The organism is Cohnella laeviribosi DSM 21336 (assembly GCF_000378425.1).
GTDB classification, from domain to species: domain Bacteria; phylum Bacillota; class Bacilli; order Paenibacillales; family Paenibacillaceae; genus Cohnella; species Cohnella laeviribosi.
This window is the reverse complement of the sequence record NZ_KB899825.1, coordinates 40500-65388: the sequence shown is the minus strand read 5'-3', so window position 1 is coordinate 65388 and position 24889 is coordinate 40500. Positions and strand designations below refer to the sequence as shown.

Sequence of the window (24889 nt, the reverse complement as noted above, 5' to 3'; positions counted from 1 at the left end):
CCTCCGGCGGTTTCAGGAGGCCCGCGCAGCTTGCGGAACCGCTCCGGACGCCGCAGCCGCTGCGGACCTCGCCCCGCCTTACAGCGCTTTGATCCGGAGCGGCCGCAGCAGCTCCACCAGCTCCTGGACGGAGCCGAAGCGATACACCTTGCGATAGCCGCCGCGACGGTCCCAGATGACCAGGCAAGGCACGCTTTCGATCCGAAGACGTTCGGCAAGTTCCGGTATGACGTTCAGATTGGCGGAAGCCAGCGGGAGATCCGGAAGCACCTCGCAGGCGATTTCCAGCATCCGCCTGGCTACGGCGCACGTGCCGCACAGCGGCGTGTGCACGTACAGCGCAAACGGGCCGCCCACGGCCGCAAGCTCCTCTTTCCACCTCCGCGGGTCCCACTCGATCATGGTTCCGGATCGCCCTCCGCCTGCTGCGCCGCAGCCTGCAGAACGGAATGCGGCATCGGGCCGTCATGCACGATAACCGACGGAGGAGCGGCGTCGCGCAGCGCCCGCACCATTTGCGCCCTGCCCATCGCGCTTGAGGAATGGACATAGATTTCCTTCGGATAAATCGCGCGGGCGATCATGGCGTGCACCACCGCCAGCCCGTTCGGTTGGCCATAGCCGAGCTCGAAATCGAGCGACAGCACATTGACATCGCATTCGGCCAGCAGCAGCAAGCATTCTTCGGCCGACCGGGCGGCCACAAAGCCCTTGGGACAAGGACGCGCATCGTCCAAAAATACGTTGATCATTCCGCTTCCTCCATTGTCGACATTTGACGGACCCGTTCGATCTGGCGCCGATGCGTTCCGTCTTCGTCCGCCGGCGTCTCCAGCAGCAGCGGCGTTCTGCGGATTTCAGGCGTCTCCAGCAGTTTCCGGAGCCACTTGCGGCCGATTTCGCCTTCGGCAAAACGCGCGTGCCGGTCCCGCTTGGAACCGGCGGGATAGCGGGAATCGTTCAGATGAACGGCGGCCAGATGGTCCCAAAAACCGATCTCCCTGGCCCTGGCGGCGAACGCGTCCCAATCCGGCCCGCGCCATTGTCCGCTCGCGAACAAGTGGCACGTATCGAGACAAAAGCCGACCGCCTCCGGCCGGGCGCAGAGCGACCGCACCGTCACCAGCTCGTCCGCCGTCGTGCCCATCGGCCCATGATCGCCCGCCAAATTCTCCAGCAAAATCTTGGCTTGTCCCGTCCACCGGTCGAGCACCCGGTTCAACCAAAGGACGATATTGGTGTATCCTTGCAGCGGGTCGCGGCCCTTGTATATGCCGAAATGAACGACGACGCCGACCGAACCGCATGCCTCCGCGATGGCCAAATCGTTCAGCGTGCTCAGCACCACCTGCTCCGCGCTCAAGCCTTCGGCCGCCGGATTGACCGGATACGGGCCGTGGGCGACGGAGACGACGCCGTTGTCCCGGCACCACCGGGCGCATCTTTCGGCATCGGCGCGATCGAAAGATTTAAGCTGGAGGCTGCGGGGGTTTTTGGGAAAATATTGAAACGCGTTGCCGCCGATCGCCTGCGCGAACCGGGCCGCTTCGCGGTAGCCGCGCCTCGTGCTGACATGGCTTCCGATCCACATGGGCTAATTCGTTCCCTGGCAGCTTGGGCAGTAAAACATTTTGCGCGAGGAGACCGTCTCCATCCGGATCGTGCCGCCGCAGCGGGAACAGGGTTCCCCTTCGCGGCCGTAAACCCGGCAGCGCTCGGCGAAGCCGCCGGTGAACGTATCCGCCGCCGTCAGCTTTTGGTCCATGTACCCTCCCGCCTCGGCCGCCTCCGTCAGCACCTTGCGCATGGCGCGGTACACATTCCGCTTCGTTCCGTCCGACAGGGACGGGATATCGGCGAACGGCACGACGCCGGCCTCGAAGCAAATTTCGTCCGAGTAGAAGTTGCCGATGCCGGCGATCCACTTCTGATCGACCAGCGCCGGCTTCAGCTTGCCGCGTTTTTTGTCCAGCATGGCGACAAACGCCTCTTCCGTCAGGCGCGGATCGAACGGCTCCGGTCCGATCTCGCGAAATCTCTCCAGCGCCGTTTTGGCCGTAATCCGGTGCAAATAGCCGAGCCGCAGGCCGCCGAAAAACAGCTTGTTGCCGTCCTCGAACGTAAAAATCACCTGGAACCGCGATTCGTCTTTTTCCGCGTGCGGCCCGTAATACAGGTAGCCGCCCAGCATCAGGTGGAGCAGCAGCCGGTTGCCGTCGTCCAGATGGAACAGCAAATGCTTGCCGCGGCGTTCCACGAACATGATTTTGCGGCCCGTGAGCGCGGCTTGAAACGCCTCCGCCGGCTCGTTGATCGTCTTTTCCCGGTTTACGTCAACATGTCGAATCGTCAGTCCGCAAACAAGCGGCGAAAGCTGTTGTCGATACGTCTCCATTTCCGGCCATTCCGGCATTCTGGTCATCCCTTCCAATGTTGTTCGCGTTGATTTTTGCCGTATGTAATCCATTCAACAATGTCCTCAAGGCCCGGGCAAACCGCGTCGGGGAGCGCGCCCGCGGCTTCGCAGCGCTGCCGCCAGTCCGCTTCCGTGCACAAGCCGGTCAGCACCAGCACGGTCGGGCTGCCCGCCGATTGGCCCGCCGCAATGTCCGTATGCGGGTTGTCGCCGACGACCCAGGCGTCCGCAGCGGCCACGCCGGCGCGCTCCAGCGCATAGTTCATCAGAATCGGCGAAGGCTTGCCGATCACGGTGGGCGTCACGCCGGAGGCGGCTTCGAGCAGCGCCGCGATGCTGCCTGCGCCGGGAAGGTACCCGTCCCCCGTCGGAAGAAGGCGGTCCGGATTGGTCAGCAGGTAGGACGCGCCGCGCAGCAGATGGCGCACGGCGGCGGTCAGCCGCTCGTATGTAAGGCCGCGGTCGATGCCCTGGACGACGAGGTCGGCGGCGGCGTCTTCGCGATCGTCCGCCAGGCTGAGCCCCGCTTCCCGAAGCGCTTCGCGGATGCCGTGCTCCCCGATCAGGTAAACCGAAGCGCCGGGGAAGTTCCTCTTGGCGTATTCGGCCGCCGCCTGCGCCGACGTAATCACTTGCCCGGGCGAGGCCGGAATGTTCATTTTATGCAAATGTTCGGCAACCTGCGCGGGCGTTCGCGTCGAATTGTTGGTGACGAACCAGCAGGGCACTCCCCGCGCCGTCATCTCCTCGATCAGCTTGTCCGCCCCCGGAATCGGCGTGTCCCCTTTATAAAGCGTGCCGTCCAGATCGAGCAGCAGCGCCTTGGGCGCCGTCCATCCCGACTCGCGAAGCGTCAATACCGTCATGATGCCCGTCTCTCCTTTATCCGTATCCATTCGGGGTGCCGTATCCGGAAATCGGCCGTTCTTCGGCCCAAACTTCGGCAAAAAACGGGCCCGTTCTTCATACAATACCCCGATTGCGGGAAAATTGACAAGCAAAAACCCGGCAGTCGAGCGCCGGGAAATTGGGTCGGCTCGAAACGGATCGGGCGCGTCAGCCTTGCCGAAGGGCGAACAGGTCGTCTTCGCCGTCTTCCGGTCCGGCCGGTTGGTCAAACGAGCGCGAGCCCGCTTTGCGTCTCAGGCGTTCGATTCGCCGCTGCAGCGCCTCTCTCAGCTGCCGCGCGCGCAGCGGGTCGCTTCGCGAGGGCGGGCGCCTCAGCGCAAGCTCGAGCGCGCGTTCGGCCAGGCGGAGCGCTTCCGCCACATCCTTGACGCGGTGCTCGTAATGCATCGCCAGCTCGATATGCGCGTCAAGGAAAGGAACGGCCGCCCGCTCCGCCCGTTCGGCGGCGCGCCGCCATAGCGGCACGGCCAAGTCCAGCCGCCCGAGGCGCTTGTAACGGGCGGCGACGGGAAGCCACCAGCGGACCGCCTGCGCTTCCTCGCGGGCGGCAAGCAGCGCGAACAACCGCTCCGCCTTGTCCAACGCCCCGTGGGCTTCGAGCCACACGGCCGTCCGGTACAGCTCCTCGGCTCCTTCCGGCACCTCCTGGCCGCGCGGATCTTCCCTCGTCAACGGAGACAGCAGCGTTCCGAAATGAATCGCCAGCGCGGCCAGCGTCAGCACATCCCGCTCGTTGTGCCGGTAGACGCCCTCCAGGCCGTCCGCGTCTCCGTCGTTCAAAAACCGCATGTACAGCTCCGGCGCCAGCGATCCCGGAACGTCCCCTTCCCTGACGATGCCGAGCCGTTCTTCCTCGACATGGCTCAGGCGGCACGATTCCAACGTATTGCGCCAGAGGGCGCGGGACGGGTGAAGAAAATCGAGGTGGCCCGGCTCAGGTCCGGCGCGCCGCCATCCGTTCAAGATAAACCGGTTGACCAGCACCGGCCAGTCGAAGGTTCGCCCGTTGTACGTGACCAAATGCGTGCGTTCGGCCATCCGGGCCAGCAAATGCGCGAGCATCGCCCGCTCCTCGCCCGGATGGCGGATCAGCGTCTGCTCCACCACGAACCGGCCTTGGCCGGGCGCAATCCAGCCGATGCCGATCATGAACGGCACGTTGCCGGCGCCCACCCCAAGGCCCGTCGTTTCCGTGTCGAGAAACAGCAGCCGCTCCGGCTCAACCGGAAGGCGGAGCGCCGAATCGTTCCCCTTGTTTTGACGCGCGGATACCGGGGCCAGATGCTTTGCCCGCTCCAACAGCTCGCCGAGCGCGTACCGCCCGTGACGGTGCTCGAGCGGGTATTCGACCGTACGCAGCAGAAAGCTGCCGTAGGCGTTGCTCTTCGTCCGGACCCCGAGCCGGACGAACGCGGGATGGCCCGGCTCCGCTTCGGCCGGGGCATCCGCCGCCGGATCGGCCGGAGCCGTCTGCGCGTCAGCGGCACCCGCAGCCGCCGGCGGATCCTGCGGCGCGCCGGACGCAGACGGCGCTACCGGCTTTACGGCCGCTGCCGGTTCGGCCTGCGGATCGGCCGCCGAACGCAGCCGCAGCAGACGCTCTCTCAGCCCTCCGCTCATAGGCGGCCTCCGGCGCGGTCAAGCAGCTTCCGCGCGAGCTCCTTGCCCAGCAGGCCGACTTCCTCGATCGGGCCGACGCAAGCCGGACAGCCGCTCAAACAGCCGCAGCCGGAGATGAGCCGCCCCGCCTCGGCCATCAGCTCGTCGTGAATTTCGTACAGCCTTTGGCTAAGCCCGATGCCGCCCGGATACCGGTCGTAGAAGTAAATGGTCGGACGCTTCGAGAACGTCGATTTCACCTGCGGCACCACGCGGATGTCCAGAGGGTCGCACATCAGGTGCAGCGGCGCGAGATGCACGAGCACGTTGGCGAGGCCGAGCAGCGCCATCTGCATGTCGTTTGCGGTCATGCCCTCCTCCGCTTCCTCGGAGAACGAGAACCAGTAGCCGCTCGTATGCAGATTTTCTTCCGGCAGATGGATCGGTCCGGAACCGATATTTTCGTGCGTGCGCAAGCGGATTTTTTTGAAAATGGTCGGCCTGGCGGTCACCGTGAGCTCTCCGTACTGGCGCAGGAGCGCGCCGGACCGGTCCTCCCGGTCGACGTGGAGCACCTTCAGCTCCACCGCCATGTTGGCGTCCGTAAAGTAGTCGACGTTGACCTGGCGCACGTAAGCCTTTTTCTCCGGGTAATCGAGCTTCTCGACCTGATACTGGACCCCTTCGTGCAAATAAATCGCTTCTTCGTGAATCAGCGTCGGCGCGCTGAAGCGGTCGACCTCGCCGATGACGCGGTGGCCGTCGGTCGTGTCGATGATGACGAAGTTCTCCTGCGCGGCGGACCGGAGCGAGATGTTGTTTGCCGGAAACGCCTGCTCCATCCAGTACCAGCGGTCGCCCGACCGATGCAGCACCTTCTCCTCGGCGAGAAATTCGAGCAGATCCTCCAGCTTCTCGCCGCCGAACTGTTCGCCGGCTTCGAACGGAAGCTCATATGCCGCGCATTTGACGTGATCGAGCAAAATCAGCAGATTGTCCGGGTGAATTCTCGCTTCCTCCGGCGGCCGTCCGAAAAAATAATCCGGGTTCTGGATCAAATACTGATCGAGCGGATTGCTGCTGGCGACCAGAAACGTCACCGAGCTGGAGTGGCGGCGGCCGGCCCGGCCGGACTGCTGCCAGGTGCTTGCGATCGAGCCGGGGTAGCCGTTCAGGACGCAAGCCTGAAGCTGCCCGATGTCGATGCCCAGCTCAAGCGCGTTCGTGCTGACGACGCCGCGGATTTCGCCGCTGCGCAGTCCCCGCTCGATTTCCCGCCGCAGCTTCGGAAGATAGCCTCCGCGGTAGCCGCGGATCGACTTCGCGCCGAGCTCGTGCTTGACCAAGTCTTGCAGGTATGTAAGCAAAATCTCCACCCGCACCCGGCTGCGGGCGAAAACGATCGTCTGAATGCCGCTTTTCAAGAGCAGCGCGGCCAGTTTCTGCGATTCGAGCACGCTGGATCTGCGGATGCCGAGCTGCCGGTTGACGACGGGCGGGTTGTAGAATACCATGTGCTTTTCGCCCGAAGGCGCGCCGTTGTCGTCCACGAGCGCAACCGGCTCGCCGATGAGCCGCTGCGCATGCTCCTGCGGATTGCGGATCGTCGCCGAAGCGCACAAAAACTGCGGATTGCTCCCGTAAAACCGGCAAATCCGCTTGAGCCGCCGGATGACGTTGGCGACATGGCTGCCGAATACGCCGCGGTATGCGTGCAGCTCGTCGATCACGATATAGCGCACGTTCTCGAACAGCTTGACCCATTTCGTATGATGCGGCAAAATCGCCGAATGCAGCATGTCCGGATTGGTCACCACGATATGGCCGGCGTTGCGGATCGCCTGGCGCACCGTGGGCGGCGTATCCCCGTCGTAAGTATGCGTCTTGATGTTGGCTTCCATCAGGTCGGCCAGCTCCTGAAGCTCCGCCACCTGATCCTGCGCCAGCGCCTTGGTCGGAAACAGATACAGCGCCCTAGCGCTGTCGTCGGCCAGCAGATGCTGAAGCACCGGCAAATTGTAGCAGAGCGTCTTGCCCGATGCCGTCGGCGTCACGGTCACGACGTGCTTGCCTTCCCTGACCGCGCGGTAGGAAGACGCCTGATGCGTGTACAGCCGCTCGATGCCCTTGCTTGCAAGCGCCCGTTTCAGCCTGTCGTCCAGCTCTTCCGGCATCGGCACCGTACGGGCCGGACGCGCCGGCTCCGTGTGCCAATAGGTAACGTTCGCCATCATTTCGGGGCGGCTGCGCAGCATGTCCAGCCATTCCTCGACCGTCGCCGCTTTCCCCGTCCATGGATTCACGATTCCCTCTCCCCCGCCGTTCGTGGATTCGATATTTCCCATTGTACAGAATATACGTTCGCACGGCAACGCATATAAACGTTGGAAAAAACCGGCCGCAGCGCTCCCGCAATGGCGGAGCGGAACGAAAACGTTGTCGAATCGGGCGTCCCCGGCGACAGATGGCCGCAATTCGGGCGTAAATTCGTTCTATTTTCCGACTATTCCGACAACCCGTGTCGGCTTGTGCGCTTTCCCGGGAAAGTTTCATCCCGTTCCGCAGCCCGGTCTTCCCTTGGGATTCAGGCTTGTACTCCGCTGTATACCGGCAATCCGCATTGCGCGGCCTTTTTCGGTTTCCTGCGTCCGTATAGAACGGCGGATCGGTTGTCATCCTATCCACGAGAGCTTAAGGCTCCTGAACACGAACTGCGAAAACGGGAGGATTCGAAAAGATGGCAAAACCGGACGACCGCTCCGATAACGTGGAGCATTTGCAAGAGGCGGTGCAGAACACGATCGGCAATTTGCGCGAGGCCGAGGACTATCTCGACGAGCACGCGGACGAAATCAGCCCGGCCGAAGCCGAAGCGATCGCGGACAAAAATGAGCGCCGCCGCCACAGCATCGAAAAGTTCCGGAACGAAATCAAGGACGAAGCCGGAGCTGGCGAGGAGTAACCTGGCCCTTCCGGGCTTGAACGCCGGACCAAAGGGAAGCGCGGCAACGACCCGAACCGGAACAGAAGCTGAGCGTAGCGCGGCCTTGAAACGCAATAGGCTGTCTCCATGCAGGGTTTCTGCTAGGGAGACAGCCTATTGTTTTATACATACGGCGGTTCCCACGCCTTTTTGTGCCAGCCGATGCGCTGCTCCACCACGTTCAGCTTGTCATCGAGCCGGACCTCCGCGCGGAACGGCCAGTCTTTGTCCCTCCAGAACCGCAGATCCGTCCAGGTGACGAGAAATCCCCCGTCCTGCTGCGCCTGCCATTTGACGTAAACCCGTTTCGCAAACCGGAGCAGCGCCTGTACGTTGGCCGTGCCGCGGGAAACGCGGACGCACGCGTGCTCCTCCGCGTCCTGGGGCTTGGGCAGCGTATCGAAAGGCAGCATCCGCCTGCCCTGGATGACGCCCAGATGGAATTCGCCGGTGTCGGCCTGCACGACGTACTGCCAGTTAAACCACCATAAGCCCGGCAAAACGTGAACGGCCAGCGGCCGCCCGAACCGCCTTTTGACGCGCCGGACGACGATCGCGTGGTGAACCGTTCTCCATACGGCGTAAACGGCCGTCGCCACCCATGCGGCCAGACAGACCGCCCCGGGATCGGCCCATACCCCGAGCGCCCAGCCGCCGGCCGCTATGCCGTGCAGCAGCACAAGCGCAATATCGGTCAGGCATAGCGCGTCCAAATGCAGCCATTTGCGCCGGAACGGCCACAGGCACTGCACGCCGTACGCGTTGGTCAGATCGAACAGCACGTGAAGGACGACGGCGGCGAATGTCCACGCGCACACGAGCGCGGCATGTTCGCCCGCCCCCCACAGCCAGGACGACGGCCCGCCGATCAGAAAGGGCCAAACCAGCAGCGCGGGAATCGAATGGCTGAAGCCGCGGTGATGCTTGACGTAGGCGTCCGGACCCTTCAGGCGAAGCGCCGAATCGAAATCGGGGGCGTGCGACCCGATCAGCGCGGCCGTCAGAATAGCCGCGGACAGCGCCGGGTCTGCGGCAACCTCCGGCTGAAGATGCGCCATGCCGGCCAGGGTGGCCCCGAACAGCAAATGCGAAACGGTATCCATCGCTTCCCTCTCCTGCCTTTCCAGCAAGTTATGATGGCTTGGCGCCGCCTTTTTATACCTTTTCAAGGACGCCGCCACGTTCACTATACCTCTTGACTGTTCAGGCAACATTACGGGAACGTTAACGCCCCGTAACGATGAAAGCCCCCGCCCGTTTGCCGCTCCGCTCCCAAGGCGAATTCGAGGCTGCAAACGGCGGGGCTTTCCGCAAAACGTTTGCGGCCGACAGAGACGGCCGCTTTATTTTACGGCATTAATTTTTATCGACATTAAAGTACTTGGCCTCCGGATGCGCGAACACCATAGCGGATACCGACGCTTCCGGCTCCATCATAAAGCCCTCCGTCAAATGGACGCCGATATCCTCGGGCTTCATCAGGGCGAAGAGCGGCCCTTGATCCTCCAGATCGGGGCAGGCCGGATAGCCGAACGATACGCGGATGCCCTGGTACCTGGCGCCGAACCGCTGCTTCATCGTCATCTCGGCCGGATCGGGGAAGCCCCACAAATCCCGGATCATCTGATGCACGCGCTCGGCGAGCCCTTCGGCGACTTCCAGAGCGGCAGCCGACAGGACGTGGGAACGGAGGTAATCTCCGCTTTCCTTCCAGGCTTCCGCCTGCTCGCGGGCGCCCGGCCCGGCCGTCACGACCATAAAGGCTACCGAATCCATAATGCCGCTGTCGACGGACTTCAGGAAATCCGCAAGGCACAAATACGGCTCCACCCGCTGGCGCGGAAACGTAAACCGGTGCAGGATGCGCGATTGGTCCTGCGGATCGTAAATGAGGATATCGTCCCCTTCCGACTGCGCGGGAAAGAAGCGGTACATCGCCTGCGGCTTCATCCAGCCTTCTTTTTCCGCATTCAGCAGGATGCTGTCGACGGTCTCCTTCAGCTGCAGCGCCTTTTCGTCGCCCTTGGCAAGCAGCTCTTCGACGTTGCCTTTCAGACCGAGGTGATGGCCCATCAGCATCTGCATATTCACATAAGGCAAAATGTGCGACAGCGGATAATCGCGAATGACGTGCCGCTCGTAATCCGGCGGCGTAAACACCGGCGCGTCCTGGGAGATGTTCGACCTGCGCGCGCGGGTGAGCTCCGGCATCTTATTGTTTTCCTCGACCTCCGCCGCTAGCGCCGCAAGCGACGCCCGATGCTCTTCCAGAAGCCGTTCCCGCTGTTCCGGGTCGCTCAGCTTGTTGGCCAAATCAAGTCCGTCCATCGCGTCCTTAGCGTACAGCACAAGACCGTCGTATTCCGGCGCGATGCGCGTTTTCGTGAACTTCCGCGTCAGCGCCGCGCCGCCCACCAGGATCGGCACGTCGATGCCGGCGTTGCGCAAATCCTGCGCGGTCAGCACCATCTGCTGCGCGGATTTGACCAGCAGTCCGGACAGCCCGATGGCATCCGGCTTCTCTTCCTTATAAGCTTCAATGAGCTGTTCCGGCGGCACTTTGATGCCGAGATTGACGATCCGGTAGCCGTTGTTGGACAGAATGATTTCGACCAGGTTTTTGCCGATGTCGTGGACGTCGCCCTTGACGGTCGCCAGGAGGATTTTCCCTTTGACGGCGGAATCGGTTTTCTCCATATGCGGTTCGAGATACGCGACCGACGCCTTCATGACCTCCGCGCTCTGCAGCACTTCCGCCACGATCAGCTCGTTGTTGTTGAAGAGCCGGCCGACTTCTTCCATGCCCGCCATCAGCGGCCCGTTAATAATGTCCAGCGGGCTGTATTTGGCCAGCGCCAGATCGAGATCCTCAAACAGCCCGTCTTTGCTGCCCTCCACCACATAACCGGCAAGCCGTTCCTCGAGCGTAAGGTTGTCGGGTTTCGCCTTTTTCTCGACCTTCTTGTCGCGGAACGCCGCCACGAAAGCCGCCAGCGTCTCGTCGTTTGTATTGTACAGCAGATCTTCCGCCAGCCGCCGCTCCTCCTCGGGAATGGAGGCGTAGCGCTCCAGCTTTTCGGTATTGACGATCGCATAATCGAGGCCGGCTTTCGTGCACTCGTACAGGAAAACGGAGTTCAGCACTTCGCGCCCCGCATCCGGCAAGCCGAACGAAATGTTGCTCAGGCCCAGAATCGTATGGCACTTCGGCATCGCTTCCTTGATCAGGCGGATGCCTTCGATCGTCTCCTTGGCGGAGCCGATGTATTGCTCGTCTCCGGTGCCGACGGGAAAAACGAGCGGGTCGAAAATAATATCCTCTTCCTTCAGGCCGTATTTGTTCACCAGCAAATCGCGGGAACGAAGGGCGACCTGAAGCTTGTCTTCCCGCTTGATCGCCTGGCCGCGCTCGTCGATGGTTCCGACAACGACGGCCGCGCCGTACCGGTGAATGATCGGCAGCACCTTTTCGAACTTTTCTTCTCCGTCTTCCAGATTGATCGAGTTGATGATCGCCTTGCCCTGGATGTATTTCAGCGCCAGTTCGATCACGGCCGGATCGGTCGTGTCGATCATCAGCGGCGCTTTGACTTTTTTCGTGACGAACTCGAGGAACCGCCTCATGTCTTCCGCTTCGTTGCGGTCCGGGTCCTGCACGCAGATGTCGATCACCTGCGCGCCGTTCTTAACCTGCGCCCGGGCGATTTCCGACGCTTCCTCGTACTTGCCTTCCGCGATCAGGCGCTTGAATTTGCGCGAGCCGAGCACGTTCGTCCGCTCGCCCACCATGTAAGGGCGGCCCGCATCCTCCACGTATACCGTTTCGATACCGGAAACGGCTGGCGCGTGCCGGCCTTCGGGCTTGCGCGGCGGGACGCCGCGCATCGCCTCCGCGATGGCGGCGATATGGGCCGGCGTCGTGCCGCAGCAGCCGCCCGCCACGTTCAGCCAGCCCTGCTCGGCAAAAGCGCGCAGCTTCTTCGCCAGCGATTCCGGAGACTCGTGGTACTTTCCGTTTTCGTCCGGAAGGCCCGCGTTCGGGTAGCAGCTGACCGCCCGGTTCGCGATGCCGGACAGCGTGCGGATATGGTCCCGCATGAATTCCGGCCCTGTCGCGCAGTTCAGACCGACCGAAATCGGATTCAGGTGCTCGAGCGAAATGTAAAACGATTCGATATTTTGGCCGGCGAGCGTCGTCCCCATCGGCTCGATGGTGCCGCTGATCATAACGGGCACTTCGCGGCCTACCCGCTCGAACGCCTGGCGGACGCCGATGCCGGCCGCTTTGACGTTCAGCGTGTCCTGGCACGTTTCGATCAGCAGCACGTCCACGCCGCCCTCAAGCAGCGCTTCCGCCTGCTCGCGGTAGGCCTCCACGAGCTGGTCGAACGTGACGCCGCCCGTCACCGACAGCGTCTTGGTCGTGGGGCCGAGCGCACCCGCGACGTAGCGGGGCTTGTCGGGCGTGGAATAGCGCTCGCAAGCTTCTTTGGCGAGCCTTGCGGCCGCGAGGTTGATCTCGCGCGCCTTTTCGGGGATGCCGTATTCCGCCAGCACGATGCTTGTCGCGCCGAACGTATTCGTCTCGATAATATCGGAGCCCGCTTCCAAATAAGCGGCGTGGATTCCGGAAATGACATCCGGCCGCGTGAGCACCAGCATCTCGTTGCAGCCCTCGAGCTCCTCGCCGCCGAAATCGGCGGCCGTCAAGTTCGCCTGCTGGATCATCGTGCCCATCGCGCCGTCCAGAATCAGGATGCGCTTGGCCATCTCCTCTTGCAAAGACGGCTTCGTATACGTTAAAGTCATGATTAGACGCCTTTCCTCCATCGAAAAAATCGTTAAATTTTATACTACCAGAATCTGATGTTCTCGGAAAGATGTCTGCGTTTCCCCGTCGACAGACGGCGAAGTTTGGATTATAATTAAATCACGAATTCATATTGGGAAAGAAGGAATTACCGATGGCAAAAATTCGCATCCGCAACACCGGTCAGCTGATCGAAGGGGAAGAAAACGTCCGCTCCTTCCTGGAGAAGCAGCAAGTGCTGTATGAACACTGGGATACGTCCAAGCTGCCGGCGCATCTGAAGGACAAATTTGTCCTCACCGATGAAGAGAAGCAGGAAATCCTGACGACGTACGATGCCGAAATCCGCGATCTGGCAAGCCGCCGCGGCTACCGGACGTGGGACATCGTCGCCCTCTCGGACGCAACGCCGAACATCGAGGAATTGCTCAAAAAATTCGAGCAAGTGCATACGCACACCGAAGACGAGGTCCGCGCCATTACGGCCGGCGAAGGCATCTTCATTATCAAAGGCGACGATTCCGTCGGCTATTTCGACGTGATCCTGAGCGAAGGCGACGTCATCTCGGTTCCGGAAGGAAACCCCCATTTCTTCACGCTGACGGACTTGCGCAAAGTCGTGGCCGTACGCCTGTTCATCGAAACGGAAGGCTGGATCGCGCATCCGTACGAAGACCCTACCTTCGTCAAGTAAACCGCCATCCTGAAAGCATCATCGCCATTTAAGCAACGTTCAAACGGAAAGTCCCCGGCCGCCGAACCGTCAGGTTCGAGCGAAACCGGGAATTTTCCGTTTCGCTTTAGGACAAACGTTTCAGCAGCCCGGGCAATTCCCGCAGGCTTGCGATTTCGTGCGCGGGTACAATCTCGCCGCTGCGGGCCGCCCCATGGCGGTTAATCCAGACCGACGTCATGCCGATTCCGTTGGCGCCCTTAATGTCCGTCGTCAGCTTGTCGCCGACCATGACGCCTTCTTCCGGGCCGATGCCCAGACGATCCAGCGCAAACGCAAACAGCTTGGGCGAAGGCTTGCCTTCCCCGAATTGGCCGGAAATGACGATTTCGTCGAAATAAGGAACCAGTTCCGGCGCGCCGTCAAGCTTCTCCTGCTGCAAATCGGGCGAACCGTTCGTCAGCAGCAGCAGACGGTACCGGCCCTTAAGCTCGTCCAGCACTTCGAACGTCTCTTCATAAATATGGGAGCGCATGCGCCGTTCGGACGCAAACCGTTCTCCGAGCTCCGCGCCGAGCGCGGCGTTGTCGACGCCCAGCGCCGCCAGCCCGCGGGTCCACGCGTCGCGGCGGTAACGCGGCGCGATTTCCTGCAGCCTGCGGAACATCGGGTGCTCCCCTCCGGTAAAATTCCCCCACAGCCCTTCGAACGGATTGATTCCGATCATTTGCGTAAAAGCGTACGTATCATAGCTTTCATAAAGCGCCCGCGCTTCCTGGCGAACCGCCGCTTCCAGCGCGTCGGCGTCGACCCCGGCGGCGCTTGCCCCGTGGCGGGCGGTTGCCTCAAACGCTTCCTTGACGCTGCGTTCGTCCCACAGCAGCGTGTCGTCCAAATCGAACAATACGGCTTTTATCGTCATGTTGCGGCCTCTTCCCCCAATTGTTCTCTCCCGGCTTATTTGCCGGTTCTATGCTCCCATTCGATGCGGTGCGTTTTGGCGTATTCCTGCAGCCTTTCCCCCATCGCTTCAACCGGAAAACGGTTCATCCACTTGGAAAACACCCAGTTGCCGCCTTTTACGGTTTCGATCACGATATACCCGGGCTGCTGGACGATTTTGCGGATTTCGAGCGGCTTCAGCCTTTTGTAGCCGGTAAACCGCCGGGTTTCCAGCGTGTCCCTGCTGATCGACAAATACGGCCTGCGCAAGAAATAAACCAGCGCCAGCAGCAGATAACAGCCTACCGTTACCCAAAACAGCGTTTCGCTGTATTCGTACGTATTGGACCAGGGGCCCGAAATGACGACAAACAATGCCGCGACAAGCAGCAGCAGGATCGGCACGATATAGCTGCGGCCCTTGAACACCTCCACGCGTGCGCCGGAGACGGACAAGGCTTGCTTGCCTTCCTTTTTGCGGCGTTTGTTTAATTGCTTCGTGTTGCGTTCGACCATTCTCTCCCAAGAACGGGACATGCGGGATCCTCCTTCGGCTGCTTGTGTTCCGGATGCGAACCTAATGCTTGATCGATTGGCGCGGCGGCTCGTCGACCCATTCGATGCTGTCCAGCTGCTGACGGAACTGCTGCCGGATATTGCTCAAATACTGACGCCGCAGTTTCTCGCGTTCGGCCTTCTCGTCGTCCGTCAGCCCGACTGTCTTATGTTTACGAGACAACTCGTTGATTCTGGCGATCAATTTCTGCATCTGCGCTCTCCCTCTCCTTCTGCCTGTCCGAAATCCTCTTCTAATGTGACATTTTCGGTTGTCCCCTGTCAAGCCGACGTTCCGAATCGTCAAAAAAAGGCCAACCCGCATGCTGCAGGCTGACCCGTATGTATAGGTATAGGTAGCAAACTTACCCGGAAAACACGTCGGCGGGAATGACCAGTCTCTGGCCGCTGCCGATCGAGGCGGAGGCGAGACCGTTCCGTTTCATGATGCGATGAACGGCCTGACGGGTGTCCATGCCGTCCCGCTTGACTTCGGCGGCAATCGACCACAGCGTGTCCCCCGCATCCGCGATCACGGTCTTCTCCGAGCCATCGGCAGCCGGAACGGAATCGGTCACGGCGAACGAACGTAAAAAGCTGAAACCGGCAAACAGGATGAGAAAAGACAGGATCAAAAACAGCATCCGGGCCGTCCTCCTCATCGGCAAAGACGGCAAGCCGCGCCGGCTTGCGGAACCTCTGCCGGAACGCCCTCCGTCTGCATGTCCGTTAGCGGAATTGAGCACCCATATATGAACCATTGCGCTTCACCCCAAACACATGTTCTTGTATGAGCATAACACGAACATACGTTTGAATCAAGCGGATTTCGGAACATTTGTTCGCAGGGAACGAATGTTTGTGCGAACTCCGGTTCTATGTTATGATTTACTAAAGATGAAATTATCCATTTCGGGGAGGGCTGCGGCGTGTCGAAGATGTCGAATCGCCAGACAGCGATTTTGGAATTTATCAAAAACGAAGTGCGGGAGAAGGGATATCCGCCTTCCGTCCGCGAAATCGGGGAAGCCGTCGGGCTCGCTTCCAGCTCCACGGTTCACGGTCATTTGGACCGCCTGGAGAAGAAAGGGCTCATCCGGCGCGACCCGACGAAGCCGCGCGCGATCGAGGTGCTGGTGGACGACGAGGACAAGAACGAACGTTTCCCCCGCACGGTCCGCCAGGTTCCGGTCGTCGGCAAGGTAACGGCCGGCGTTCCGATTACGGCGACCGAGAACATCGAGGAATATTACCCGCTGCCGGTTCATATGGTGGGAGACCAACCGGTGTTTATGCTTTCGGTTATGGGGGACAGCATGATTGAAGCCGGCATTTTGAACGGCGATTACGTCATTGTCCGCCAACAGCCGACCGCAAGCAACGGCGACATCGTCGTGGCCATGACCGAAGACGACGAAGCGACCGTCAAGACGTTTTACAAGGAGAAAGACCATATCCGGCTTCAGCCGGAGAACAGCGCCATGGAGCCGCTGCGGCTCAAGAACGTCACGATCCTCGGCAAAGTGATCGGACTGATCCGCAAATTTCACTGACAGCGCCGCGCGAATGCTGCTGCAGCCTCGCCGCCTGCCAAGCCGCTCGCTCTTCTGGCATCCGATTGCCCTGGTCCGGATATCCGGTTAGCCAGGGCGGCGTTTTTTATCCGAGTTCAAAGCCATTCCCCGCCGCCTTTCCCCGCTTCTGCCTTCCTCTTCCCGAGTTTTGTCCGCGGACGTTGAAGATTCTCCGATCCCCTGTTCGCAGGTTATCGGCATCCTCTTTCCGCTTGAGCCCGCAGCGCTGCGCCGGTTTTTTATTTAATATCTATATTTGTCCAGGCAAGCTCGGTCTGCCGATCATAAACTGTAAAACACCGCAGGAAAGGTGGTGCGAGAATGTCCAAACGGAAAAAAGTCATTGTCGTGAAACTTCGCCCTGGCGAAAAAGCCATTGTCATTTGTAAGCATAAGAAAAAAAGACACCGCCCTATGTAACGAAACGGCTAAGGGGCTCCCCAAAAGGCTGTCATAGAAATGTTCGCGTATCTACGCGAATGCACTGTCCGTAAGATGATCCGTTCATATACTATAAGTGTGATGGACAATCACGAATAAGAAAACAGGGGGTGATTTCATGAGCTATCCTGTCGACGGATATGGCGGCGGCCTCCGTGCGGCTGCATTCGTTCTCGTGCTTTTCATTCTGCTGGTTATCATCCTCAGAGCGGGAATCGGGATTTTCTAAGCCATCACAACCCTTGATTGTCTGCCCATCAAGCTCCGTGGAGCGCGATGGGCTTTTTTTGTTTTGGCTCCACCTTCCCTGCCGGCACAGCTACCATGCGGGATTGTATCATGATCTACCGTAATAAAAAGAGCCCGCCAAAACGACGGACTCATTTTATAATGGTGGGTTCTACCCCATCAATACATCGTCAAATACTGGTCCCGCTCCCATTGGTGAACCTGAGTGCGGTACATATCCCACTCGATCGCTTTCAGCTCGTAGAAGTGGCTGAGCGCATGCTCGCCCAGCGCCTCGCAGATGACCTCGTCGCGCATAAGCTCGTTCAGCGCTTCGTTCAAATCGACCGGCAGGCTCGGAATGCCCGCTTCGATCCGCTCCTCGTCGCTCATGACATAGATGTTGCGGTCGACCGGAGCCGGAAGCGGCAGCTTCTTCTTGATGCCGTCCAAACCGGCTTTCAGCATCACGGCCAAAGCCAGATAAGGGTTGGCGGCCGGATCGGGGTTGCGGACCTCGATGCGCGTGCTGAGACCGCGGGAAGCCGGAATCCGGATCATCGGGCTACGGTTGCTAGCCGACCAAGCGACGTAGCAGGGCGCCTCGTAACCGGGTACAAGCCGCTTGTACGAGTTGATCGTCGGGTTGGTGATCACCGCCAGCCCGCGCGCGTGGTGCAAAATGCCGGCCATGTAGTGGCGCGCGACCGCGCTCAAGCCAAGCTTGTCGTTCTCGTCGTAGAACGCGTTCTCCGAGCCGCGGAACAACGATTGATGGCAGTGCATGCCGGAACCGTTGATGCCGAAAATCGGCTTCGGCATAAACGTCGCATGCAGGCCGTGCTGGCGGGCGATCGTCTTGACGACCAGCTTGAACGTCTGAATCTGGTCGGCCGCGCGGACGGCGTCCGCATACTTGAAGTCGATTTCGTGCTGACCCGGAGCGACCTCATGGTGGGAAGCCTCGATTTCAAAGCCCATTTCCTCGAGCGTAAGCACGATGTCCCGGCGGCAGTTCTCGCCCAGATCCGTCGGCGCCAGATCGAAGTAGCCGCCGTTGTCGTTGAGCTCGGTCGTCGGATTGCCCCTGTCGTCGGTCTGGAAGAGGAAAAATTCCGGCTCCGGTCCGACGTTCATCGCCGTAAAGCCCATTTCCGCCGCTTCCTGCAGCACCCGTTTGAGAATGCCGCGCGGGTCGCCGGCGAACGGCGTTCCGTCCGGCATGTAAACGTCGCAAATCAGGCGGGCCACCTTGTCCTCCGTCACCCACGGGAACACGACCCACGTGCTGAGGTCCGGGTACAAATACATGTCGGACTCTTCGATCCGGACGTAGCCCTCGATGGACGAACCGTCGAACATCATTTTGTTGTCGAGCGCCTTCTCGAGCTGGCTTACCGGAATTTCGACGTTTTTGATGATTCCCATCAAGTCGGTAAATTGCAAACGAATAAAACGCACGTTCTCTTCCTTTGCAATCCGCAAAATATCCTCTCGCGTATAGCTCATGAGAACCTCCCAATGGTCGTATTAAAAAACTTATTTGGTTTTGAAAAACCGCGACAGTTCGCCCTGAATAAGCGACACTTGCCCAGGACGCTTCGCCTGCATCAACTGCTGCTTCAGGATCCGGTGCAGCTGCGAATCCGACAATTCGCGGCGTTTGACTTCGGTATGCTCATTGATGATCGTTCTGTCGTCGCTGTCTTCTCCGACCGGATTCATGACCTGCTTGATTCCGGCGATATTGACGCCTTTCTCGATAAGCGCCTTGATTTCCAGCAGACGCTCCACATCGTTAAACGAGAACAAGCGTTGGTTGCCTGCCGTCCGGGCCGGTTGGATCAGTTCGTGCTGTTCGTAATATCGGATTTGCCGGGCCGTCAGGTCCGTCAACTTCATGACGATGCCGATCGGAAACAGCGCCATATTCCTGCGTATCTCGTCCCCAGCCATAACATCAACCTTCCATCATCAAGCATAGATTTTGTAAACACTTCCATTGTATCGTCTTCACAAATACATGTCAAGGCGTGTAAGGTTTAGTGCGGTTTTGGGACCGCACACGAGGGCAAGACCGCGCCGAAACTTACAGCAAGCCGCGCTCCCGCAAGTCCGATAACGCCTGATGAACAGCCAGTTTGACATGGGCGTAAGTCAGGCCGCCCTGCATAAACGCGATGTAAGGTTCGCGAATGGGCGCGTCGGCGGAAAGCTCCAGGCTCCCTCCCTGGATGAACGTTCCGGCGGCCATGATGACCGGATGCTCATACCCGGGCATGTCCCACGGCTCGGGAACGACGTGGGCGTCCACCGCCGCCGCTTTCTGGACGGCTTGTACAAACGTAATCAGATGTTCGGCCGAGGAGAACTTGATCGCCTGAATGAGATCCGTACGCGGGTCGTTCCAGGCGGGATGCGTCTCGAATCCGAGCTGCGCGAACACGGCCGCCGCGAAAATGCTGCCCTTCACCGCCTGACTGACGAGCAACGGAGCCAGATACAAGCCCTGGAAAATCGAACGCGTCGTGCCGAGCATCGCGCCGACTTCTCCGCCGATGCCCGGCGCCGTCAGCCGGTAGGAAGCCAGCTCCACCAAACGGCGCTTGCCGGCGATATAGCCGCCGCTCGCCGCAAGCCCTCCGCCCGGATTTTTGATCAGCGAGCCCGCGATCAGGTCCGCGCCCGCTTCCGTCGGTTCCCGTTCCTCCGTAAACTCGCCGTAGCAGTTGTCTACGAACACGACCGCATCCGGCTTGATCGCCTTCAGGCGGCGGACCATCTCGCCGATCTCGTCCACCGTAAACGACGGCCGAAAGTCGTAGCCTCGCGAACGCTGGATGGCGAACACCTTCGTCCGCTCCGTCGTCAAGGCGGAGACGGTCTCCCAATCGACGCTGCCGTCCGGATGAAGCGGGGCCACGGCCGAGCGGACGCCCCAGTCGGCAAGCGAGCCCGTCCCGTCTTCCGGCTTGCCGATCACCTTGTGCAGCGTGTCGTACGGCTTGCCCGTGACGAACACGATCTCGTCCCCCGGCCTGACGATTCCGAACAACGCCGTCGCGATCGTGTGGGTGCCGGATACGAGATGCGGACGGACGAGGGCCGCTTCGGTCCCGAACACATCCGCGTAAACCTCGTCCAGCGTCTCCCTCCCCCGATCGTTATACCCGTAACCGGTCGAACCCGCGAAATGAAAATCGCTCACCTTGCGCCGCTGAAACGCCCGAATCACTTTCCACTGGTTGCGCTGCGCGATTTCATCCGCCTCCCGGAGTTTGCTTGCGGCCATTTCTTCCGCAGACCTCTCCAGTTTTTCCCAATCTCCATTCCATTGTGCCATTCGCCATTGCTCTCCAATCTTCAGTTCAAAACCCAATCTTTTATTTTGTTCTGTATCCCAAGCCGAAAAATAACGGTTAGTCCGATCCCGCGCCGCGATCTTCGGTTTCCGCCCGTTCGCTCACGGTCTCCGGCGGTTCCGCCGCGCCTTCCAAGCGATAGGGCAGCAGCGGGCCGCCCCATTTGGCCATATCCGCCGGATTCACCCGCACGGTCAGAAGCAGCCAGTCTTCCTCCGTCTTTTGTTCCGTTACATCGCCGATCCGGTAAGCGAGCGCCGCCAAATCCCCCCGCGAGGCGGGAAGGCGAAGGCGGCACACGCCTTCAAGCAGCAACTCCTCGATGCGGTGCAGGAGCCTGTTCAAATCCCGCTCGTTCCAGGCGCTGATGCGCAGCGCCTCTTCTCCCCCGCCCAGCAACGCCAACGATTCGGGCGGGCAAGCGTCGATCTTGTTGTACACGAGCAAGGTCGGCTTCGCCGCCGCCCCCAGCTCGGCCAGCACCTGCTCCACGACGGCGCGCTGCCGGTCTCTCATCGGCGAGGAAGCGTCCACCACATGCAGCAGCAAGTCCGCTTCGCCCGCTTCTTCCAGCGTCGCGCGGAACGCGGCGACCAGATCGTGCGGCAAGTTCTGGATAAAGCCGACCGTATCGGTCAGCAGCACCTCTTTGCCGCCCGGCAGCCTGAGCTGCCTCGTCGTCGGATCGAGCGTCGCGAACAGCTTGTCCTCCGCGAGGACGTCCGCGTCCGTCAACTGCCGCAGCAGCGTCGATTTGCCCGCATTCGTATAGCCGACAAGCGCGACCTGCACGACGCCGGCTTTTTTCCGCCGCTCGCGGTGCAGGTTTCGGTGCGCGGCTACGTCTTTGAGCTGGCGTTTCAGCTCGCCGATCCGGTTCCGGATATGGCGGCGGTCCGTCTCCAACTTCGTTTCGCCCGGCCCGCGCGTACCGATGCCGCCGCCGAGCCGGGACAGGTTTTTGCCGTGGCCGGAAAGCCGCGGCAGCAGATACGTAAGCTGAGCCAGCTCCACCTGCAAAATGCCTTCGCGCGTTTTGGCCCGTCTTGCGAAAATGTCCAGGATAAGCTGCGTGCGGTCGATAATTTTGACATCCAGCGCGTCCTCCAGGTTCCGAACCTGCGCGCCCGACAGCTCCTGGTCGAAGATCGCCGTATGAATGTCGCCTTGGGCGATTCGCGCCTTCATTTCTTCGGCTTTGCCTTTGCCCACAAACCATTTGGAATCCGGCACGTCCCGATACTGGACGATCGTGCCGGCCACTTCGACGCCGGCGGTCTCGGCCAAATTCACCAGCTCCGCCAGCGAATGCTCCGGATCGGCGCCGCTTCTCCGCACGTCGTCGGTCACCAGGCTGACCAGCAGCGCGCGTTCGCGTCCGCCGGCTCCGGTTTCGTATGTACTCGGTTTCATCGAACCCGCCATTCCTCCATTTTCGCTTAATATGCCGGCCGGAAAGATCCGTCCCGGCGAATCGGACTTCGCCGGGAATCGATACGGCGCGTTACATCGCGCCTCCGCCTCCCGCCTCCGCGCGCAAATCTTCCGGCCGCAGCGACATCAGCTCCTGGCGGCCGGGCGATCCGTTCGGATACTGGGACAGCAGCCGGACCGCCTGATTGCGGATCGCCCGTTCCAGCATATTGCGCACGAATCGCGCATTGCTGAAATGATAAGGCGATTCCTCCTTCTCCTTCACCAGCAGCTGCCTCAGCTTGAACAATGTCTGCGGCATCCACGCGTAGTCGCGCTGCCTGGCCATCGTTTCCGCGATTTGGATCAGTTGGTCGATGGAATAATCGGGAAACTCGATCCGGATCGGAAACCGCGACGGCAACCCGGGATTGGTCATCAGAAACAGGTCGATTTCCGCCGTATATCCGGCCAAGATCAGAATGAACTGGTTTTTGTAGTCCTCCATCGCCTTGACCAGCGTATCGATCGCTTCCTTGCCGAAATCCTTCTCCCCTCCGCGCGCCAGGCTGTAGGCCTCGTCGACGAAGAGCACGCCGCCGAGCGCTTTCTTGACCAGATCGCGCGTTTTTTGCGCGGTGTGGCCGATGTATTCGCCGACAAGGTCGGCGCGCTCCACTTCGACGAGATGGCCTTTGGAAAGCAGCCCCATGCCCTGAAACAGCTTCGCGAGCAGCCTCGCCACCGTCGTTTTCCCCGTTCCGGGATTGCCTTTGAAAATCATGTGGTACACATGCGCCGTACTCTGCAAGCCCGCGTCCGAGCGAAGTTGGGCAATTTGCAGCAGGGCGTAAATTTCGTAGACGAGTTCCTTGACGTTGTCGAGGCCGACCATCGCGTCAAGCTCCTTCTGAAACTCGAGCCAAGGACCGCTTGTCGGCAACGGCCGCGCCGAAGCTTCCGGAACGCTCGCGCTTACCGGCACGGACGCGTCGGGCTGGCGCAGCACGACGTTGATTTGCCGGGACGGCCTTGCGGCGGCCGCTTGCCTCATCTCGGATGTTCCCGCTCTCGGATTCAACGCTATCCCTCCGCCCCCGCCAAAGTCGGCAGATTCGCCGCTATTCCAATCTATTCGGGCGAATCATCCTCCATGCAACAGCCACTTCTGGGCCAGCCACTTCGTATAGGCAAGGACTTCGCGGGTCCGGTGGTATGGCATGTTCAGCACGCGGCTCTCCGTCACGCTGACCTGAACCGGATCGTAGCCGAGATACGCGGCGATGTCGCCCGCCCGGGAGCCGTGGTATTGATGGGTAACGATGACAGCGCTTGTCCAGCCCCGGCGCTCCATGATGCGTTTGGCGAATTTCAAATTCTCGTACGTGCTCGTGGACTCGGTCTCCAGCTCCATCGCTTCTGCCGGAACGCCGCGTTCGAGCAAGTAATTGCGCATGCCTTCCGCTTCGGTCAACGTCGCGCCGTTCGCGTCGAGACCTCCCGTCAGCAGCAAATGGCGAACGGCTCCGGACCGGTACAGCGCAAGCGCGTGATCCAGCCTTTCCCGAAGGCCCGGACTCGGCACGTTGTTCCACAAGCTTGCGCCAAGCACGATCGCGACATCGGATGTCCCCCGGATGCCCGCGGCCGGCTGTCCCTCGTACCGCATAATGACGGCCAGCAGCGTCAGACACCAGGCCGCGAGCGCCGCGGCGCCCGGCAGCGCGAGCCGCCAAGCGGCCCGCAGCAGGCGTCTGCGCCTGCGTCCGGCGGAAAGCCGGGACGGATTGGCAGACGGCTCCCGCACCTCTTCAGCGCTTCCGTTCATCTTTTCCAAGCTCCCACCCCAGCCGCGGAAGCATCGTCCGGCGATGCTCCCGGCTTAACTCGAAATAAGGAAACCGCTTGTGCCGGATCATGGCGAGTACCTTGTCCGCCGTACGCTGGGCGAGAGCCGAGTCGCGCTCGGTAATGAGTCCGTCGTCGAGCGCTTCCTCCAGCTCGTCTTCGTCCAGCAGCAGCGTCTCGCCGGTCGGCAGCACCACGATGTCCAAATACAGATCGTCGAACCACGGCACCTGCTGTTCGGTCATCCCTTGCGTTTTGCAGACGTCGATATACCATTGCACGACCTGGCCCTTGTCGTCGAACATCGTCGTCACCACATAATGTTCCCCCCGCGGAAAGTGCTGCATCCACAAATACCCTTTGTCCGCAAGGCACATGCGCCGGCCGTTATATTCCTTCCATAGCGGATCGCGCAGTTCGTGAATTTTGTAAAAGGTGACAAACCCCCGAAACGACGGTTCGTCCAGCGTAAAACAAGCATAGCTCTTCTTTAAGATCCGGCGCCAGTTGGCCCGGTCCGAAAATTTACGTTTCATCTCTTATTCGTCCCCGGTAAGCAGATTTAAACAAAGCTTACCACAACTTACCTTCAGCCACCAGCGAACGGGGCGATCTTCCGCTTCCGCCGCTTTCTTCAGCGCAAGCTTTTTTCCATCCGGACATGCAAAATATTCGCGTCGTAAAATGGCTCCGCGGAGACCGTGACATAACCGAGCTTGCGGTAAAACCGTTCCGCGGCGCACTGGCTGTCCAGCACGGCTTTTCCGTAGCCGGACGCTTTCGCGTCCTCTTCCATCGCTTCAATCAGCTTTCTGCCGACGCCTAGGCCCCTGAAGGGCAGCAAAACGGCGATCCGCTGAAATTTGGCCGTTCCGGGCTCGTATTCGCGCCAGCGCCCCGCCGCAACGGCTTTCCCCTCGCTAAGGACAAGCCAGTGGCGGCAGGAGCCGTCGACGGTGTCGTATTCATCCAGCTCCAGGTCCTCGGGAACGCCCTGCTCCTCCACAAATACGGTCTTGCGTATGCGAAGGCAATCGTTCAATTGCGCTTCGTTCGTCACTTTCACGCATTTCATGGCTCACGGCTCCTTGTCCATTAAAAAGGTTCGAAAAGCATGGAAAGGGAACAAGCGTACG

Annotated in this window: 25 protein-coding genes; 4 read left to right on the top strand and 21 right to left on the bottom strand. The window is 60.6% G+C overall.

Features of this window, described 5'->3' with window-relative positions; genetic code table 11:
- Positions 1–78: 78 nt before the first annotated feature.
- From F560_RS0112985 to F560_RS0112955, 7 genes are all read right to left on the bottom strand, one after another.
- Entirely contained in the window at positions 79–402 is a 324-nt protein-coding gene (locus F560_RS0112985; protein WP_019006167.1) for a thioredoxin family protein, read from the bottom strand.
- Complete coding sequence (locus F560_RS0112980) at positions 399–752, bottom strand: cyclic-phosphate processing receiver domain-containing protein (protein ID WP_019006166.1); 354 nt, start codon at positions 750–752, stop codon at positions 399–401. The genes F560_RS0112985 and F560_RS0112980 overlap by 4 nt, the downstream gene beginning before the upstream one ends.
- Positions 749–1591: a deoxyribonuclease IV gene (locus F560_RS0112975; RefSeq protein WP_019006165.1), complete on the bottom strand. Its 843-nt coding sequence runs from the start codon at positions 1589–1591 to the stop codon at positions 749–751. The genes F560_RS0112980 and F560_RS0112975 overlap by 4 nt, the downstream gene beginning before the upstream one ends.
- 3 nt (positions 1592–1594) lie before the next feature.
- Positions 1595–2413 carry a bifunctional DNA-formamidopyrimidine glycosylase/DNA-(apurinic or apyrimidinic site) lyase gene (gene mutM / locus F560_RS0112970; protein ID WP_019006164.1) on the bottom strand — a complete coding sequence of 273 codons (819 nt, stop codon included), beginning with the start codon at positions 2411–2413 and terminating at the stop codon, positions 1595–1597.
- A 5-nt stretch (positions 2414–2418) separates the two neighbouring features.
- Positions 2419–3282, bottom strand: coding sequence for an HAD-IIA family hydrolase (locus tag F560_RS23265; protein WP_051088330.1), 864 nt, complete (start codon positions 3280–3282; stop codon positions 2419–2421).
- Between the two features lie 190 nt (positions 3283–3472).
- A complete protein-coding gene (locus F560_RS23260; protein ID WP_019006162.1) occupies positions 3473–4945 on the bottom strand; it encodes a ribonuclease H-like domain-containing protein in 1473 nt (490 codons plus the stop codon).
- Positions 4942–7227, bottom strand: a complete 2286-nt coding sequence (locus F560_RS0112955) for a DEAD/DEAH box helicase (RefSeq protein ID WP_019006161.1) — start codon at positions 7225–7227, stop codon at positions 4942–4944. The genes F560_RS23260 and F560_RS0112955 overlap by 4 nt, the downstream gene beginning before the upstream one ends.
- A gap of 434 nt (positions 7228–7661) precedes the next feature.
- Between F560_RS0112955 and tlp the strand changes: the two genes are divergently transcribed.
- Complete coding sequence (tlp, locus tag F560_RS0112950; protein WP_019006160.1) at positions 7662–7886, top strand: small acid-soluble spore protein Tlp; 225 nt, start codon at positions 7662–7664, stop codon at positions 7884–7886.
- 143 nt (positions 7887–8029) lie between these two features.
- Here tlp and F560_RS0112945 read toward each other — a convergent pair whose 3' ends face one another.
- Both F560_RS0112945 and metH read right to left on the bottom strand, forming a co-directional pair.
- Positions 8030–9088: a metal-dependent hydrolase gene (locus tag F560_RS0112945; RefSeq protein ID WP_019006159.1), complete on the bottom strand. Its 1059-nt coding sequence runs from the start codon at positions 9086–9088 to the stop codon at positions 8030–8032.
- Positions 9089–9263: 175 nt separating this feature from the next.
- Entirely contained in the window at positions 9264–12716 is a 3453-nt protein-coding gene (metH, locus tag F560_RS0112935) for a methionine synthase (RefSeq protein WP_019006157.1), read from the bottom strand.
- A 155-nt stretch (positions 12717–12871) separates the two neighbouring features.
- On the opposite strand from metH, the gene F560_RS0112930 reads away from it, so the two are divergent.
- Complete coding sequence (locus tag F560_RS0112930) at positions 12872–13411, top strand: 1,2-dihydroxy-3-keto-5-methylthiopentene dioxygenase (RefSeq protein WP_019006156.1); 540 nt, start codon at positions 12872–12874, stop codon at positions 13409–13411.
- 106 nt (positions 13412–13517) lie between these two features.
- On the opposite strand, the gene F560_RS0112925 is transcribed toward F560_RS0112930, so the two are convergent.
- The 4 genes from F560_RS0112925 to F560_RS23255 all read right to left on the bottom strand — a co-directional run bounded on the left by F560_RS0112925 (position 13518) and on the right by F560_RS23255 (position 15531).
- Positions 13518–14312 (bottom strand): HAD family hydrolase, encoded by a 795-nt coding sequence (locus F560_RS0112925; RefSeq protein ID WP_019006155.1) that lies wholly within the window; start codon positions 14310–14312, stop codon positions 13518–13520.
- A 35-nt stretch (positions 14313–14347) separates the two neighbouring features.
- Complete coding sequence (locus F560_RS0112920) at positions 14348–14869, bottom strand: hypothetical protein (protein ID WP_019006154.1); 522 nt, start codon at positions 14867–14869, stop codon at positions 14348–14350.
- 40 nt (positions 14870–14909) lie between these two features.
- The gene (locus F560_RS0112915; protein WP_019006153.1) at positions 14910–15101 is read right to left on the bottom strand and encodes a DUF896 domain-containing protein; all 192 of its coding nucleotides are present in this window, start codon (positions 15099–15101) and stop codon (positions 14910–14912) included.
- Positions 15102–15252: 151 nt separating this feature from the next.
- A complete protein-coding gene (locus F560_RS23255) occupies positions 15253–15531 on the bottom strand; it encodes a LysM peptidoglycan-binding domain-containing protein (protein WP_019006152.1) in 279 nt (92 codons plus the stop codon).
- Between the two features lie 285 nt (positions 15532–15816).
- Between F560_RS23255 and lexA the strand changes: the two genes are divergently transcribed.
- Positions 15817–16440, top strand: a complete 624-nt coding sequence (lexA, locus tag F560_RS0112905; RefSeq protein WP_019006151.1) for a transcriptional repressor LexA — start codon at positions 15817–15819, stop codon at positions 16438–16440.
- 580 nt (positions 16441–17020) lie between these two features.
- Complete coding sequence (locus tag F560_RS25060) at positions 17021–17131, top strand: hypothetical protein (RefSeq protein ID WP_019006150.1); 111 nt, start codon at positions 17021–17023, stop codon at positions 17129–17131.
- A gap of 179 nt (positions 17132–17310) precedes the next feature.
- On the opposite strand, the gene glnA is transcribed toward F560_RS25060, so the two are convergent.
- From glnA to F560_RS0112860, 8 genes are all read right to left on the bottom strand, one after another.
- Positions 17311–18639, bottom strand: coding sequence for a type I glutamate--ammonia ligase (gene glnA, locus F560_RS0112895; RefSeq protein ID WP_019006149.1), 1329 nt, complete (start codon positions 18637–18639; stop codon positions 17311–17313).
- A 30-nt stretch (positions 18640–18669) separates the two neighbouring features.
- On the bottom strand, positions 18670–19086 hold the full coding sequence (locus tag F560_RS0112890; RefSeq protein WP_033396110.1) for a MerR family transcriptional regulator: 417 nt from the start codon (positions 19084–19086) through the stop codon (positions 18670–18672).
- A gap of 133 nt (positions 19087–19219) precedes the next feature.
- Positions 19220–20473, bottom strand: coding sequence for a methionine gamma-lyase family protein (locus F560_RS0112885; protein ID WP_026298259.1), 1254 nt, complete (start codon positions 20471–20473; stop codon positions 19220–19222).
- 76 nt (positions 20474–20549) lie between these two features.
- Positions 20550–21905 (bottom strand): GTPase HflX, encoded by a 1356-nt coding sequence (gene hflX, locus F560_RS0112880; protein WP_019006146.1) that lies wholly within the window; start codon positions 21903–21905, stop codon positions 20550–20552.
- A gap of 91 nt (positions 21906–21996) precedes the next feature.
- A complete protein-coding gene (locus F560_RS0112875; RefSeq protein ID WP_019006145.1) occupies positions 21997–22986 on the bottom strand; it encodes an AAA family ATPase in 990 nt (329 codons plus the stop codon).
- Positions 22987–23049: 63 nt separating this feature from the next.
- On the bottom strand, positions 23050–23733 hold the full coding sequence (locus F560_RS23250; RefSeq protein ID WP_019006144.1) for a YdcF family protein: 684 nt from the start codon (positions 23731–23733) through the stop codon (positions 23050–23052).
- On the bottom strand, positions 23717–24289 hold the full coding sequence (locus F560_RS0112865) for a ribonuclease FAU-1 family protein (protein ID WP_019006143.1): 573 nt from the start codon (positions 24287–24289) through the stop codon (positions 23717–23719). The genes F560_RS23250 and F560_RS0112865 overlap by 17 nt, the downstream gene beginning before the upstream one ends.
- Before the next feature lie 98 nt (positions 24290–24387).
- On the bottom strand, positions 24388–24828 hold the full coding sequence (locus F560_RS0112860; RefSeq protein ID WP_019006142.1) for a GNAT family N-acetyltransferase: 441 nt from the start codon (positions 24826–24828) through the stop codon (positions 24388–24390).
- Positions 24829–24889: the final 61 nt, after the last annotated feature.